The following is a 15,094-nucleotide window of genomic DNA, read 5'->3' as shown; positions in this document are numbered from 1 at the left end:
TAAAATTAATAACTTTTCAATAAGCTATAATCTAGTTATCTTCCTTGTCTGCAAGTTACACACATACCATTATTGTTTACATTTAGCGATATTCTAAATTTTAATCTTTTAATTCTCAATTCTCAATTGTTTTTTACTTCCCTATACAAAACTCAGAAAATATTTTATCCAATATATCTTCTCCAATAGTATCACCAGATATTTCACCTAAGTTCTCCCAACAATTCTTTAAGTCTACTTCTATACAGTCTATTGGTACATTTCCTCTTATATCTTCTATTGCTTGAGTTATATTTTCCAATGCCTTAACTAATTGATTTTTATGTCTTACATTAGTAACCATAGTATCAGAATAGACTTCAACTTCTCCACTATAAAACATATTTTTTATACTTTTCTCTAATAAATCTACACCTACACCTGATGTAATAGATGTGGTTATTACTTCCCTATTGTTTATAATAGACTTTAAATAAGATTCATCATATTTAGTAGATAAATCCGTCTTATTTAAAAGAATAATACTTTTCTTATCCTTTATTAGTTCTATTATCTCATAGTCCTCATCAGACAGTTCCCTCGAAGCATCAAATACTGCAATAATTAAATCTGCTTTTTCCACAGTTTCTTTAGCCTTATCTACTCCAATTTGCTCAACAATATCATCCGTATTCCTTATTCCAGCAGTATCTATTATTCTTAGTGGTATTCCATCAATATTTACATATTCCTCTATAATATCCCTTGTAGTACCTGGTATATCCGTCACTATAGCTCTATTTTCTCTAAGGACTGCATTTAACAATGAAGATTTTCCTACATTTGGCTTACCTAGTATTACAGTATTTAAACCATCTCTTAGTATTTTACCTCTGTCTGCAGTGGATAAAAGTTTTTCCAGTTCTTCTCTTACTTTATTTCCACTTTTCTCTAAATCCTCATATGTGACTTCTTCTATATCTTCATCGGGAAAATCTATAGAAACTTCTACATGAGCAATCATTTCTAACAATATATTTCTTATTTCTTTTATCTTTCTTGATAAGGAACCCTCCAACTGATCTAGTGACGTCTCAAAACTTTTATCTGTCTTAGCTCTAATCATATCTATTATAGCTTCTGCTTGAGATAAATCTAATCTACCATTTAAGAAGGCTCTTTTAGTAAATTCACCTGGCTCAGCTAATCTAGCACCATTAGATAATATCAGTTCCAAAACTTTTTTTACTGAAATTATACCACCGTGACAATAAACTTCCACCATATCTTCTCTAGTATAGGTATGGGGACCCTTCATATAAGATATTAAGACTTCATCAATTAATTGATTGTTTTTTTTATCTATTATATGACCATATACTAATTTTCTATTATGATCATTATTCAATTCTTGAACTTTATTTCCTTTAAATATGGTATTTCCAATATTTAAAGCATTTTTCCCACTAATTCTTACTATACCAATACCTGCTTCTCCAACAGCAGTAGAAATGGCAGCAATAGTCATAATATCACCTCTTTTACATCTATATATAAAGGCTAAAATAAATTATAATTTTTATTTAACTCTAATATATCATTAATAATAAAACAATAAAACAATTTTTAAATATAATATCTATTATTCCAAAATCATTCATTTATATAAATTTTTGTAAATTTTCTTATATCATAAGAGAAACCCAGTATAATACTGGGTTCCTAACTTTATTTTGATTGAATAACTACCCTTCTATAAGGTTCATCACCTTCACTATAAGTAGTAATCCCTTGAATATTTTGTAATGCAGAATGTATAATTCTTCTTTCATAAGGGTTCATAGGTTCTAATTTTATAGGTCTTTTAACATACTTAGCTTTTTCAGCCATCTTATTTGCCAATCTTATTAAGGTTTCTTCTCTCTTAGCCCTATATCCTTCTATATCTACTATAACCTTAATATAATTATCTTTATTCTTATTTATAACTAAGGATAGTAAATATTGAATGGCATCCAATGTATTACCTCTCTTACCTATTAATATACCCATATCAGTGGAGCTTATGTCCTTTATATCTACAATTAGGTTATCCCCTTCTTTTTTTACCACATTAACCGCATCTATATTCATTGAGCTTAATACTTTACACAAGAAGTTATCAGCCATTTCAATAGGATCATAGATGACTGAAACCCTAATTTTTGCATCTTTCCCGCCGATTAAACCAAATAATCCTTTACTTGGCTCATCTATTATTTCTATTTCAACATCATCTTTATTTACATTTAATTCTATTAAAGCCTCTTTTATTGCCTCATCAATGGTTTTTGATACCTTAATAACAGACCTCATGACTTTAATTCTCCTCCTTAAACTTCCCTAAAGACCTATTGGAAACTAACTGTTGTATAATTGAAAAACTATTACTTATTACCCAGTACAATGCAAGCCCTGCAGCAAACCCCCTTGCTGCCATAAATATCATTATAGGAAGGAACATATTCATCATTTTTTGTGTAGCCTGAGCTTGAGGATCTGTAGTTGCTGCAGCCGTCGTCATCGTTTTACTTTGCAAGTAAGTGGTTGCTGCAGCTAATAATGGTAAACCCCAGATATATGGATCTGGATTATTTAAATCTTTAATCCAAAAAAATGTTTTATTCATAGCTTCATAAACCCCTGGATCTCTAAAAGCAAATGTTGTAGGATTTCCCATTACCTTAAAAAATGCAATAATGATAGGAAATTGTATTAAAAGAACTAAACACCCTGAAGCAGGATTATATTTATGTTCTTTATATAATTCTGCCATCTTTGTCTGCATTGTCTGTGGATCACTTTTATATTTATTTTGAATTTCTTTCATCATTGGTTGAATCTCATTCATCTTCTTTGAAGACTTACTTTGGTGTAAACTAATAGGTAAAAGTATAAGTTTAAATATTATAGTTGTTATAATTATAGCCATTGCATAGAAAGAAAAATTTGCTGGCTCTGTACCAATTTGGGATACCATATCATAGATAAACTTCAATAAACTACCTAATATATTGCCTAAAAAAGCCGTCATTTATAAACCTCCTATCATTTAAGCGGATCATATCCTCCTTTATTAAATGGATGACATTTTAATATTCTCTTTATAGTTAAATAAGTTCCTTTAAAAAAACCGTATTTGTCATAAGCTTGTATAGAATACTCTGAGCAAGTTGGATAAAATCTACAATTTTTCCTAGTTAATATATATTTCGATATAATATTCTGATAAATCTTAATTAAAAAAATAGCAATTCTAGCCATTGTTATCACGTTGGCTTGTCAACATACCTGCCAATTTTAGAATATGAAGCATTGCACTTTCTAATTCCTTATAGGAAATATCTACTACATTTTTCTTGGGTATAAAAATTAAATCATAATTACTCTTTATATTATTAAAATTCAATCGATAAATTTCTTTCATTTTTCTTCTTATTTTATTCCTAACAACAGAATTCCCTATTTTCTTAGTAATAGAATAACCTACCCTAGAATTTCCAACACTATTTTTTCTCACATAAAGAATTAAATTTCTATTCCAATAATTTTTTCCACCACTATAAACTTTCCTAAACTCTATATTACTTCTCAATCTATAAATTTTGTTCATTGGATTTACTCCCTCTAAATAAAACAAATGGTCGTTATAAAAAGGCCACCTGATTAGCGGCCTTATGCAGTTAGTTTCTTTCTTCCTCTTCTTCTTCTTGCTTTTATAATTTCTCTACCTGACCTAGTTTTCATTCTCTTTCTAAATCCATGTTCTTTGCTTCTTTGTCTCTTTTTAGGTTGATAAGTTCTTTTCATTGAAAAACACCTCCTTCGATAATATAACTTCAGAAAATATATAAACAATTAAATAATATAGAGTTTTCCCATAAGAAAACATAAATACTACTAATGATTATATTTATTTGAAGTAAATATGTCAAGAAATTTCAACAAAACTAAATTTGTAAAAAAGTTATTAACAATCTGTTTAAGTTGTGGATAATTTTATTGAATATATTCTTAAATTTTGATATCATAAAATAACATGTGGATATTACTTTTAACTTATCAATATCCAAAAGTTATACACATTTTGTGGATAGTTTGTGTATAACTTTCATAATTATCCACTTTTTTTATTAAAACATACTATTTATCTATTTTTTTATCATTACACTTATTTGTTTTTTCCTGTTGATAAGTTAATATTTTTATTTATTATTTTTTTAATAACATTTTATTAATAGCTTATCCACAAATATATTTTATAGACTTAAATCTTTTATATCTATATATTTTCATTTTTTTGTTGATAACTATGTTTATAACTTTTTAAAATAAGTTTATTTTTTTTTCTATTGGTAATAATTTTAATGAACAGGAGGTAAAAAAAATGGCTTCAAGTTTAGATAATATTTGGAATGAAGTGTTAAACCTAATTAAAGTTGAATTAACCGAAGTTAGCTTTAATACTTGGCTAAAAACAATCGAACCTATAAGTATCTCTTCTGGTAAGGTAGTATTAGCAGCACCTAATGAATTTACAAAAGGAATTTTAGTAGGTAGATATCTAAATTTAATAAAAAATGCTTTTTCTCATGTTACTGAAGAAGAATTTGATATTCAATTTATAATACCTGGAGAAGAATATTCTCTAAATATAGGACAACCTATGATTCAAGAGGTCAATGATAATAATCAAAGATCACAATTAAATCCAAAATATACCTTTGATACATTTGTAATAGGTAATAGTAATCGTTTTGCTCACGCCGCTTCTTTAGCTGTAGCTGAAGCACCAGCTCAAGCATATAACCCTTTATTTTTATATGGTGGAGTAGGTCTTGGTAAAACCCATTTAATGCATGCAATTGGGCATTATACACTTAGCCAAAATCCAAATTCAAAAGTAGTATATGTAACATCAGAAAAATTTACAAACGAACTTATTAATTCTATAAGAGAATATAGAAATGAAGAATTTAGAAATAAGTATAGAAATATAGATGTCCTTCTAATAGATGATATCCAATTTATTGCCGGTAAAGAGGGAACTCAAGAGGAGTTTTTTCATACATTTAATGCTTTACATGAGGCTAATAAACAAATAATCATATCTAGTGATAGACCACCAAAAGAAATCCCTACTTTAGAAGATAGACTTAGGTCTAGATTTGAATGGGGACTTATTGCAGATATTCAACCACCAGATTTGGAAACTAGAATTGCTATACTTAGAAAGAAGGCTAATGTTGAAAATATCAAGGTTAATGATGATGTAATGCTTTACATAGCTTCTAAAATTCAATCAAATATTAGAGAACTTGAGGGGGCGCTAATTAGAGTAGTAGCTTATTCTTCTCTAACGAACAGTGAAGTCACTGAAGAATTAGCTGAAGAAGCTTTAAAAGATATACTGTCAAGTAACAAATCTGTAGAAATCACTGTAGAGTTAATAAAGGAAATAATAGCAAAAAACTTTAAAATTAAGATCGACGATTTTAACTCAAAAAAAAGAACTAGGGCTATAGCATATCCTAGACAAATTGCTATGTATCTGACAAGAGAATTAACAGACTTATCTTTACCTAAAATAGGAGAAGAATTTGGTGGAAGAGATCATACAACAGTTATACATGCATATGACAAAATAAGTACAGATATAAATGAAAACTCCGATTTAAAAAGAAAAATTGATGACATAGTAAAAGAATTAAAAGGGTAAGTTCATAATTTATGTGGATACTTTTTATATTTATAAAATACTTATCCACATGTTATTAAATCAATAAAATATTCGAGATTTCCATATATAAAGATTTATCCACATACTCACAACCCCTACTACTATTACTACTATATATTTTATATTCTTTCTATATCTGGAAAAAAAGGAGGATTAAAATAAAACATGAAAATAAAAATAAATCAAAAAGATTTAAGCAAACACATAAATATTGCACAAAAAGGTATATCAACAAGAACTACTTTACAAATATTAGATGGTATATTATTAGAAACTTATAAGGATAAATTAAAACTTACTGGAACAGATTTAGAAATGAGCATAGAAACATATGTGGATTGTGAAATAGAAAAAGAAGGTTCTATAGTAGTTAATTCAAAAATATTTGGAGATATAATTAAAAAGCTTCCAAATGCACCTATTTATATAGATGTGGATAACAATAATATCAATATTAAATGTGAAAATTCGGAGTTTAATATATTAGGAAATTCAGCCAAAGAATATCCAGATTTACCTATAATTTTAGAGCATACTACATTTCAATTACCAAATGATTTATTTAAATCTGCAATAAGACAAACAGTATTTGCTACTACTCAAGATGAAACTAGACCATCTCTAACAGGAGTATTACTTGAAATTGTGGATAATAATATTTCTTTTGTAGCTTTAGACGGATATAGGTTAGCTTTAAGAAAATTACCTATAAAATCAGACGTTGAAATTAAAATAATAATACCAGGCAGAGCCTTAAATGAATTAAATAAAATAATAGAGGATAATGATAGTAATATAGAAATTGCAACGGCATCTGGGCACATAGTGTTTAATATAGGAGATACAGTAGTATATTCTAGATTATTAGAAGGACAATTCTTTAATTATAAAGAAATTATAAGGAAGGATCATAAAACATCTGTAATTGTTAATAAAAGAGCATTTCAAGATAGTTTAGAAAGAGCATCTTTATTAGCAAAAGAAGAAAAGGCTAATTTAGTAAAATTAAGTATAATAGATGAACAAATATTGATAAAATCTAACTCTGAAATAGGAAATGTAAATGAAGTAATTATGACGGAAATTAATGGAGAAACTGTAAATATTGCTTTTAATTCAAGGTATATATTAGAAGGTATAAAGGTAATTGATGCAGAAGATATACAATTAAATTTTATGGGTAGTTTAAATCCATGTATTATAAATCCATTGCAGGATGAAAATTATACCTATTTAGTTTTACCAGTTCGACTTGCTCAAGATGATTTTTAGAGGAGAGATATATTTATGAAGGAAATATTAATAGATACCGATTATATTAAATTAGATCAATTTTTAAAACTCGTGGGTTTCGTACAGACTGGAGGTCAAGCAAAAATTATAATTGATGAAGGTAATATAATAGTAAATGATGAGGTAGCTTTTCAAAGAGGAAAGAAAATAAGAAAAAACGATATTGTTGAAATAAAAGGTTATGAATCTTTTGTTATAATATAATATTATTCGCCTTAAGGGGTGTTTATTTTGCATGTAAAAAATATTAGACTTATAAATTTTAGAAATTATCTTAGTCTAAATATAGATCTAAATAAAAAAGTAAATATATTTATAGGGAAAAATGCTCAAGGAAAAACTAATTTACTCGAAGCTATATATATATGTGCAACAGGAAAATCATTTCGAACCAATAGAGATAAAGAAATAATTAATTTTAATAAAAATGAAGCTTATATTGGTGCACAAATGAATATAGAAAGATATGAAAAATTTATTGAAGTTAAATTAGAAAGGGAAAAAACAAAGAGAATTAGGGTAAATAAACAAGAATTAAAAAATCATAAGGAATTATATAGTGGATTAAATATAGTTATTTTCTCACCTGATGATTTAAAATTAATAAAAGGAGGACCAGGGGAGAGACGAAATTTTTTGGATATGGAGATTTCTCAAATAAAGCCTGTTTATAATTTTAATATAAATAGATATAATAAAATTCTATTTCAAAGAAATAATCTATTAAGATCAAGTAAATTTCAATCAAATGTAAATTCTCTTTTAGAGATATTTGATTTGCAGCTTGCGAAAATAGGTACAGATATAATTTTAGAAAGAGATAGATATATAAAAGAACTTTCTAATATATCAAATACTACTCATAATAAAATAACTTTATGTAATGAAGAATTACAGTTAAATTATTTATCCAATATTGAAATATTAGATAATAAAATAGAAATGGAAAAAAAATATTTAAATAAGCTAAAAAAATATATTGAAAAGGATATAGAAGCCTCTTCTACGCAATTAGGCCCTCATAGGGATGATATATTAATGACAATAAATAATAAGGATATTAAAACCTATGGTTCTCAGGGACAACAAAGAACTGTAGTATTATCTATAAAATTAGCAGAAGTAGAATTAATAAAAATGCAAAGAGGACTTTATCCAATTTTACTTTTAGATGATGTTTTTTCTGAATTAGATGAAGAAAGACGTAAATATTTAATTAAATCTTTTCAAGATATGCAAACATTAATAACAGTAACGGATGCTATAGATTTAAAAGAAATGGAAGCAATAGAAAAATCAATATTTTATATAGAAAATGGAAAATTAAAATAGATAGGAGTCATGATATGATTATTCATATAGGCGATAATAATTATATATTTGAAAAAGATATAATAGCTATATTGGATAAAAAAGCTGCAGAAGGTACAAAAAAAACTAGAGAATTTATAAGTAAGATAATAGAAGATAATTGCTTAATTGGAAATTTGGATTTAAATACAAAATCCTATATAATTGTATCAGATAATAGTAAAACGATGATTTACACATCAAATATATCTTCAAGGGCATTAGCTAATAGAAATAATTATGAATAAAAAATAGGATTGGAGGTAATTTAATGGCCAATGAAAAAAATGAGATAAATAGTAATGATAGGCATTATACGGCTAAAGATATACAAGTTCTTACAGGATTAGAGCCAGTAAGGAAAAGACCAGGTATGTATATAGGTAGTACGGGACCAAAAGGACTCCACCATTTAGTGTATGAAGTAGTAGACAATAGTATAGATGAAGCTTTAGCGGGGATTTGTGACACTATTAGGGTCACTATTTTTGATGATAACTCTATTAAGGTATCAGATAATGGAAGTGGGATACCTGTTGAAAAACATCCACAAACAGGAAAATCTACTGTAGAAACTGTTTTAACTATATTACACGCAGGTGGTAAATTTAATAATGGTGCATATAAGGTATCTGGCGGATTACATGGTGTTGGGGTTTCTGTAGTAAATGCATTATCTGAATGGTTAGTAGCTAAAGTAAGAAGAAGTGGAAAAGAATATATGCAAAGATTTGAAAGAGGTTTAGCTAAAACAGATCTTGAAACTATAGGAGATTCCAATGAAACAGGTACAACTATTCATTTCAAACCAGATACAGAAATATTTGAAACAATAGTATTTAGTTTTGAAACATTAGAGCATAGATTTAGAGAAATGGCATTTCTAAACAAAGGAATTAAGATTATATTAGATGATGAAAGAGAGGAAAAAACAAAGGAATTCCATTATGAGGGAGGAATAAAGTCTTTTGTAGAATATATAAATAAGAATAAAACTCCTATACAAAAAGAAATAATGTATTATGAGGGAGAAAAAGATGGAACCACTGTAGAATTAGCATTGCAATATACAGATAGTTATGCTGAAAATATATTTACATTTGCAAATAATATAAATACTCCAGAGGGTGGAACACATTTATCAGGATTTAGAACAGCTTTAACTAGGGTCATGAATGATTATGGTAGAAAGTATGGGATTATAAAAGAAAAAGAGGAGAATCTTAGTGGAGATGATGTAAGAGAAGGTTTGACAGGTATATTATCAGTAAAATTAATGGAACCTCAATTTGAAGGTCAAACTAAGAGTAAATTAGGGAATAGTGAAATAAGAGGTGTAGTTGAATCTTTAACCTATGATTTTTTAAATATATATTTAGAAGAGAATCCTAAAGATGCTAAAATAATATTAGATAAATCTATATCTTCTCAAAGAGCAAGGGAAGCTGCTAGGAAAGCAAGGGATTTAACTAGGAGAAAATCTGTATTAGAAAATACTACATTGCCTGGGAAATTAGCTGATTGTCAAGATTCTGGTATAGAAACAACAGAGATATATATTGTAGAGGGTAATTCAGCTGGTGGTAGCGCAAAACAAGGTAGGGATAAGAAATTTCAGGCCATACTACCTTTGAGAGGGAAAATATTAAATGTAGAAAAGGCTAGATTAGATAGGATATTAAGTTCTGAAGAAATAAAAATAATGATTACAGCTTTTGGAACAGGCATAGGTGAAGATTTTGATATTGAAAAACTAAGATATGGAAAAATAATATTAATGACAGATGCCGATGTAGATGGTGCACATATAAGAACCTTATTATTAACATTTTTCTATAGATATATGAAAGAATTAATAGATAATGGACATGTATATATTGCTCAACCACCACTTTATAAAGTAACTAAAAGCAAACAAGAACATTATGTATATGGTGATAATGAATTAGATAATTTATTAAATGAATTAGGAAGAACTAACTATGCCATCCAAAGATATAAAGGTCTTGGAGAAATGAATCCAGAACAATTATGGGATACAACTATGAACCCAGAAACAAGAACGCTTTTAAAAGTAACATTAGAGGATGCTGTATCTGCTGATGAAGTATTTACAACTCTAATGGGGGATAAGGTACAACCAAGAAGACAGTTCATTGAAGAAAATGCTAAGTTTGTAAAAAACTTAGATATATAGGAGGTAGAGCATGGATAGAGAATTTGATAATGTAGTAGAAGTAAATATAGAGAAGGAAATGAAAAAATCCTATTTAGATTATTCTATGAGTGTAATTATGAGTCGTGCTTTACCAGATGTTCGTGATGGGTTAAAGCCCGTTCATAGAAGAATAATCTATGCTATGGATGAGCTTAGTATGGGTCCAGATAAACAATATAGAAAATCAGCTAGAGTTGTTGGGGATGTACTAGGTAAGTATCATCCTCATGGAGATACTTCAGTTTATGATGCAATGGTTAGATTAGCCCAAGATTTTAATACTAGATATCTATTGGTAGATGGTCATGGAAACTTTGGCTCCATCGATGGAGATGGTGCTGCAGCTATGCGTTATACAGAAGCAAAAATGACTAAGCTTACAATGGAAATGCTTAGAGATATAGAAAAAAACACCATAGATTATAGACCAAATTTTGATGAAACTTTAAAAGAACCTGTTGTTTTACCAAGTAGATTTCCTAATTTATTAGTTAATGGTTCATCAGGTATAGCAGTAGGGATGGCAACAAATATTCCTCCTCATAATCTTAAAGAAGTAATTGATGGTGTTGTAATGCTTATAGATAATCCAGAATCTACAGTAGATGATTTAATGACTGTTATAAAAGGACCAGATTTTCCAACGGCTGCTCATATAATGGGTAAAGAAGGTATAAAAGATGCTTATAGAACAGGTCGTGGAAAAATAATAGTAAGAGCAGTTGCAGAAATAGAAGAAACAAATAAAGGTAGACATAGAATAATAGTAACTGAACTGCCATATCAAGTTAATAAAGCTAATTTGATTGAAAAAATAGCTGAATATGTTAGAGATAAAAAGATAGAAGGAATATCTGACTTAAGAGATGAGTCTGATAGAGAAGGTTTGAGAATAGTTGTAGAAATAAAGAGAGATGCAAATCCAAATGTTGTCTTAAATAATCTATATAAACATACACAATTTCAAACTACCTTTGGAGTTATAATGTTAGCTTTAGTAGATAATGAACCCAAGATTCTTAATTTAAAGGAAATATTAACTTATTATATAGAGCATCAAAAAGATATAATAACTAGAAGGACCCAATTTGATTTAAATAAAGCTGAAGAAAGAGCTCATATAGTAGAAGGGTTAAAAATAGCACTAGATAATATAGATGAAGTAATACGTATAATAAGATCTTCAAAGACTGAGGCTATAGCTAAAGAAGCTTTAATGAATAATTTTGCTCTATCTGATAAACAGTCCCAAGCTATATTAGATATGAGATTAAGACGTCTTACAGGACTTGAAAGAGAAAAATTAGAAGAAGAATATGAAGGGTTGATAAAGGAAATCAATAGATTTAAAGAAATATTAGCTAACGAAAGATTAGTATATCAAATAATTAAAGAAGAAATTTTAGAAATTAAAGAAAAACATGGAGATCCAAGAAGAACTAGAATAATGCATTCAGCTGATGATATAGATATAGAAGATATGATAGAAGAAGAAGATGTTGTAATTACATTAACTCATTTTGGCTATATAAAAAGAACTCCAGAATATACTTATAAGACTCAAAAAAGAGGAGGAAAAGGAATAATAGCCTTGACAACTAGGGAAGAGGATTTTGTAGAAGATTTATATATTACATCAACTCATGATACTATATTATTCTTTACCAATAAAGGTAAGGTGTTCTCACTAAAAGCATATGAAATTCCAGAAGGTGGCAGACAAGCAAAAGGAACAGCCATAATAAATCTATTAAATTTAACTGGTGATGAAAAGGTAAGCGCTATAGTACCTATAGATAAAAATACTACAGAAAGTAATCTTGTTTTTATTACTAAAGAAGGTATAATCAAAAAGACTGGTTTAGATAATTTTGAAAACATTAGAAAAAATGGTATTATAGCTATTAGTTTAAGAGATAGTGATGAGTTAATAGGTGTTAGAAAAACCGATGGAAATAAAGAAATAATTGTCGTGACTAAGAAAGGTATGTCCATTAGGTTTGATGAAAATGATGTTAGGGAAATGGGAAGAAATGCTATGGGTGTAAAAGCAATTAGTTTGAAAGATAATGATCAAGTTGTTGCCATGGAATTAGTAGAAGAAGGAAAGAAATTATTAGTTATTTCAGAATATGGCTTTGGAAAAAGAACTGCACTAGATGAGTATAAAACTCAAAACAGGGGAGGAAAAGGATTAATAACCTACCATATAAGAGAAAAAACTGGTGATATAGTTTCAGCTAAGGTTGTTGATGATAATGATGAACTATTGATGATTTCATTTACTGGTACAATTATTAGATTGATAGCTAAGGATATTTCAATTATGGGTAGAAGTACACAAGGAGTTACTCTTATGAAGATGAAAGATGATAGAGTAGTAGCTGTAGCAAAATATGTAGAAGAAGAATAATTAAGTTGATAAACTATAATCCTTTATTTTATTTAGATGTTTTAATGTAGTTAATAAAATAAAGGATTTCTTTTTTAGGTAAAAGTTTCTAATTACGGGTATTTTGCTTTACATTAAATCATTTTTATTATAAAATTAATACATATTGTATGTAGATAGAGGAGGGCTTGTGATGTCTTTAAATATGGAAGTGCAATTCGATAATAAAGAAAACAAATGGATATTTTTACCCAATGGTGAAATAGATATTTATACTTCTTCAAAATTTAAAGAAGAGATATTTAAATATTTTAGTAGCAAAGAGACAGATATAATAATAGATGGACAGAATTTAAAATATGTAGATAGTACTGGTTTAGGAGCATTAATATCTATTTTAAAAAAACTTAAAGATAATGATTATAAAATTTATTTATCAAATATTAAACCAAATATAAGAAAAATATTTGATATTACAGAATTAGACAAGCTATTTATTATAAGAGGTGAAAAGGATGAATAAAGATGTAATAAATCTGACAATACCCAGAAAGCCAGATTATATTAGTTTAGTTAGGCTTACTACCTCGGGAATAGCATATAGTATGGGATTAAATGTAGATGATATAGAAGATATTAAAGTTTCTATAGCTGAGGCTTGTATAAACTCTCTTATGTCAGATGATGGAGAAGAAATATCCTTAGTATTTGAAATAGATGAAGAAAAGTTATCTATAGAGGTGGTAAATGTAAAAGAAAATATACCTGATGATCTAGAAGAAAAAAAAGAAAGAGAACTAGGTTTATTAATTATAAAGTCATTGATGGATGAAGTTGTGTTTAATGAAGATGGAATAAAAATGGTCAAATATATAGAGGATGATGATCAATGACTAACAAGGGGACAGAAGGAAGAGAAAATAGAGAATTGAAAGATAAGGCAGAGATTAAAAACTTATTTAAATACTATAGTAAAAATAGGGATAAAGATACTCGTGATAAGTTAATTGAAAAACATATATATATAGCAGAGATTTTATCTAAAAAATACGCAAATAGAGGTATAGAATATGATGATATTTATCAAGTAGCTTGTATCGGCCTTATATACGCTATAGATAGATATGATATAGATAAGGGTTATGAATTCTCTAGCTTTGCAACCCCAACCATAATAGGAGAAATCAAAAAATACTTCAGAGATAAGGGCTGGACCATAAGAGTACCTAGAAGAATACAAGAACTATCTAAGAAGATAAATAATGCAAAGGTATTTTTGTCCCAACAATTACAAAGATCACCTACAATTGAAGATATAGCCAACTATCTGAATTATTCTGAAGAAGAAATATTAGAAGCAATGGAAGCTAGTAAAGTATATACTCCCCAATCTTTAGATGTAACCTATGATTCAAATAATGAAGATAAGGATGTTAATTTAGCAGATTTAATAGGGGAAGAAGATCAATATTTCAGTAGAATTGAAGATAATGATTTTTTAGTAAAGACTATGGAAAAATTAAATGATATAGAAAAACAGATATTAATTGAAAGATATTTTAATAAAAAAACTCAAGTTGCTATAGCAAAAACATTAGATATATCTCAAATGACAGTATCTAGAATAGAGAAAAAAGTTTTGGATAAGTTAAGAAAAGAATTAGAAAGAACATTGGTCTAACAATTGAGATTTGATAATGAGCTATTATAGTATAAATTTCAAAATAAATGCAAAGATTATTTAGAAGGAAACTTGTCTAGAAAGTACTAAAATCAATACTTTTTAAAAAAACTTAAAATTTATTTGAAATAAGTGTTGACTTTATTTACTAATGAGAGTATTATAGTAAAAGTCGGCTGCGACATTGAACCAAAATAAATCAGATAAAGATTTTAAAAAAAGTTCAAAAAAACAGTTGACAACTCTTGGAAAAGAGAGTATGATAGTAAGAGTTGGCTGTGACACTAAACTTTACAAATCTACAAAACGATTTAGAAAAAGTTCAAAAAAACAGTTGACAGCAAACGAAAAGTTTGCTATACTAAGTAAGTCACCTCAAGGGGTGACGATGAACCTAGAAAA

17 protein-coding genes are annotated in these 15,094 nt (G+C 27.9%); 11 read left to right on the top strand and 6 right to left on the bottom strand.

Annotation, left to right across the window (positions count from 1 at the left end):
- Positions 1-133: 133 nt before the first annotated feature.
- From mnmE to rpmH, 6 genes are all read right to left on the bottom strand, one after another.
- Positions 134-1,507 carry a tRNA uridine-5-carboxymethylaminomethyl(34) synthesis GTPase MnmE gene (gene mnmE, locus RT714_RS05895; RefSeq protein WP_313756656.1) on the bottom strand — a complete coding sequence of 458 codons (1,374 nt, stop codon included), beginning with the start codon at positions 1,505-1,507 and terminating at the stop codon, positions 134-136.
- Positions 1,508-1,707: 200 nt separating this feature from the next.
- The gene (jag, locus tag RT714_RS05890; protein ID WP_313756655.1) at positions 1,708-2,334 is read right to left on the bottom strand and encodes an RNA-binding cell elongation regulator Jag/EloR; all 627 of its coding nucleotides are present in this window, start codon (positions 2,332-2,334) and stop codon (positions 1,708-1,710) included.
- Positions 2,335-2,338: 4 nt separating this feature from the next.
- Positions 2,339-3,052, bottom strand: coding sequence for a YidC/Oxa1 family membrane protein insertase (locus tag RT714_RS05885; RefSeq protein WP_313756654.1), 714 nt, complete (start codon positions 3,050-3,052; stop codon positions 2,339-2,341).
- Positions 3,053-3,066: 14 nt separating this feature from the next.
- Positions 3,067-3,282, bottom strand: coding sequence for a membrane protein insertion efficiency factor YidD (yidD, locus tag RT714_RS05880; protein WP_313756653.1), 216 nt, complete (start codon positions 3,280-3,282; stop codon positions 3,067-3,069).
- Entirely contained in the window at positions 3,275-3,631 is a 357-nt protein-coding gene (gene rnpA, locus RT714_RS05875) for a ribonuclease P protein component (RefSeq protein ID WP_313756652.1), read from the bottom strand. Before rnpA ends, yidD begins: the two co-directional genes overlap by 8 nt.
- A gap of 62 nt (positions 3,632-3,693) precedes the next feature.
- Entirely contained in the window at positions 3,694-3,828 is a 135-nt protein-coding gene (gene rpmH, locus RT714_RS05870; RefSeq protein WP_313756651.1) for a 50S ribosomal protein L34, read from the bottom strand.
- Positions 3,829-4,405: 577 nt separating this feature from the next.
- Here rpmH and dnaA point away from each other — a divergent pair.
- From dnaA to RT714_RS05815, 11 genes are all read left to right on the top strand, one after another.
- On the top strand, positions 4,406-5,737 hold the full coding sequence (dnaA, locus tag RT714_RS05865) for a chromosomal replication initiator protein DnaA (protein ID WP_313756650.1): 1,332 nt from the start codon (positions 4,406-4,408) through the stop codon (positions 5,735-5,737).
- 186 nt (positions 5,738-5,923) lie between these two features.
- Positions 5,924-7,030, top strand: coding sequence for a DNA polymerase III subunit beta (dnaN, locus tag RT714_RS05860; RefSeq protein ID WP_313756649.1), 1,107 nt, complete (start codon positions 5,924-5,926; stop codon positions 7,028-7,030).
- Between the two features lie 15 nt (positions 7,031-7,045).
- Positions 7,046-7,255, top strand: coding sequence for an RNA-binding S4 domain-containing protein (locus tag RT714_RS05855; protein ID WP_313756648.1), 210 nt, complete (start codon positions 7,046-7,048; stop codon positions 7,253-7,255).
- 18 nt (positions 7,256-7,273) lie between these two features.
- Positions 7,274-8,383, top strand: a complete 1,110-nt coding sequence (gene recF, locus RT714_RS05850) for a DNA replication/repair protein RecF (RefSeq protein ID WP_313756647.1) — start codon at positions 7,274-7,276, stop codon at positions 8,381-8,383.
- 14 nt (positions 8,384-8,397) lie between these two features.
- Positions 8,398-8,649, top strand: coding sequence for an extracellular matrix regulator RemB (gene remB / locus RT714_RS05845; RefSeq protein ID WP_313756646.1), 252 nt, complete (start codon positions 8,398-8,400; stop codon positions 8,647-8,649).
- Positions 8,650-8,672: 23 nt separating this feature from the next.
- The gene (gyrB, locus tag RT714_RS05840; protein ID WP_313756645.1) at positions 8,673-10,598 is read left to right on the top strand and encodes a DNA topoisomerase (ATP-hydrolyzing) subunit B; all 1,926 of its coding nucleotides are present in this window, start codon (positions 8,673-8,675) and stop codon (positions 10,596-10,598) included.
- 10 nt (positions 10,599-10,608) lie between these two features.
- Entirely contained in the window at positions 10,609-13,032 is a 2,424-nt protein-coding gene (gyrA, locus tag RT714_RS05835; protein ID WP_313756644.1) for a DNA gyrase subunit A, read from the top strand.
- Positions 13,033-13,204: 172 nt separating this feature from the next.
- Positions 13,205-13,534, top strand: coding sequence for an STAS domain-containing protein (locus tag RT714_RS05830; protein WP_313756643.1), 330 nt, complete (start codon positions 13,205-13,207; stop codon positions 13,532-13,534).
- Entirely contained in the window at positions 13,527-13,904 is a 378-nt protein-coding gene (locus RT714_RS05825) for an ATP-binding protein (protein ID WP_313756642.1), read from the top strand. Before RT714_RS05830 ends, RT714_RS05825 begins: the two co-directional genes overlap by 8 nt.
- Entirely contained in the window at positions 13,901-14,692 is a 792-nt protein-coding gene (locus tag RT714_RS05820) for a SigB/SigF/SigG family RNA polymerase sigma factor (protein WP_313756641.1), read from the top strand. The genes RT714_RS05825 and RT714_RS05820 overlap by 4 nt, the downstream gene beginning before the upstream one ends.
- A 184-nt stretch (positions 14,693-14,876) precedes the next feature.
- Positions 14,877-15,094: hypothetical protein (locus RT714_RS05815; RefSeq protein WP_313756640.1), on the top strand; the 218-nt coding region annotated here is incomplete at its 3' end.

The organism is Tissierella sp. (assembly GCF_032104385.1).
Classification (GTDB): Bacteria; Bacillota; Clostridia; order Tissierellales; family Tissierellaceae; genus Tissierella.
This window is presented reverse-complemented; position numbering and strand designations above follow the sequence as displayed.

Coding starts and splice junctions, on each gene's coding strand:
- mnmE (WP_313756656.1), bottom strand. CDS start 1,507: ATGACTATTGCTGCCATTTCTACTGCTGTTGGAGAAGCAGGTATTGGT.
- jag (WP_313756655.1), bottom strand. CDS start 2,334: ATGAGGTCTGTTATTAAGGTATCAAAAACCATTGATGAGGCAATAAAA.
- RT714_RS05885 (WP_313756654.1), bottom strand. CDS start 3,052: ATGACGGCTTTTTTAGGCAATATATTAGGTAGTTTATTGAAGTTTATC.
- yidD (WP_313756653.1), bottom strand. CDS start 3,282: ATGGCTAGAATTGCTATTTTTTTAATTAAGATTTATCAGAATATTATA.
- rnpA (WP_313756652.1), bottom strand. CDS start 3,631: ATGAACAAAATTTATAGATTGAGAAGTAATATAGAGTTTAGGAAAGTT.
- rpmH (WP_313756651.1), bottom strand. CDS start 3,828: ATGAAAAGAACTTATCAACCTAAAAAGAGACAAAGAAGCAAAGAACAT.
- dnaA (WP_313756650.1), top strand. CDS start 4,406: ATGGCTTCAAGTTTAGATAATATTTGGAATGAAGTGTTAAACCTAATT.
- dnaN (WP_313756649.1), top strand. CDS start 5,924: ATGAAAATAAAAATAAATCAAAAAGATTTAAGCAAACACATAAATATT.
- RT714_RS05855 (WP_313756648.1), top strand. CDS start 7,046: ATGAAGGAAATATTAATAGATACCGATTATATTAAATTAGATCAATTT.
- remB (WP_313756646.1), top strand. CDS start 8,398: ATGATTATTCATATAGGCGATAATAATTATATATTTGAAAAAGATATA.
- gyrB (WP_313756645.1), top strand. CDS start 8,673: ATGGCCAATGAAAAAAATGAGATAAATAGTAATGATAGGCATTATACG.
- gyrA (WP_313756644.1), top strand. CDS start 10,609: ATGGATAGAGAATTTGATAATGTAGTAGAAGTAAATATAGAGAAGGAA.
- RT714_RS05830 (WP_313756643.1), top strand. CDS start 13,205: ATGTCTTTAAATATGGAAGTGCAATTCGATAATAAAGAAAACAAATGG.
- RT714_RS05825 (WP_313756642.1), top strand. CDS start 13,527: ATGAATAAAGATGTAATAAATCTGACAATACCCAGAAAGCCAGATTAT.
- RT714_RS05820 (WP_313756641.1), top strand. CDS start 13,901: ATGACTAACAAGGGGACAGAAGGAAGAGAAAATAGAGAATTGAAAGAT.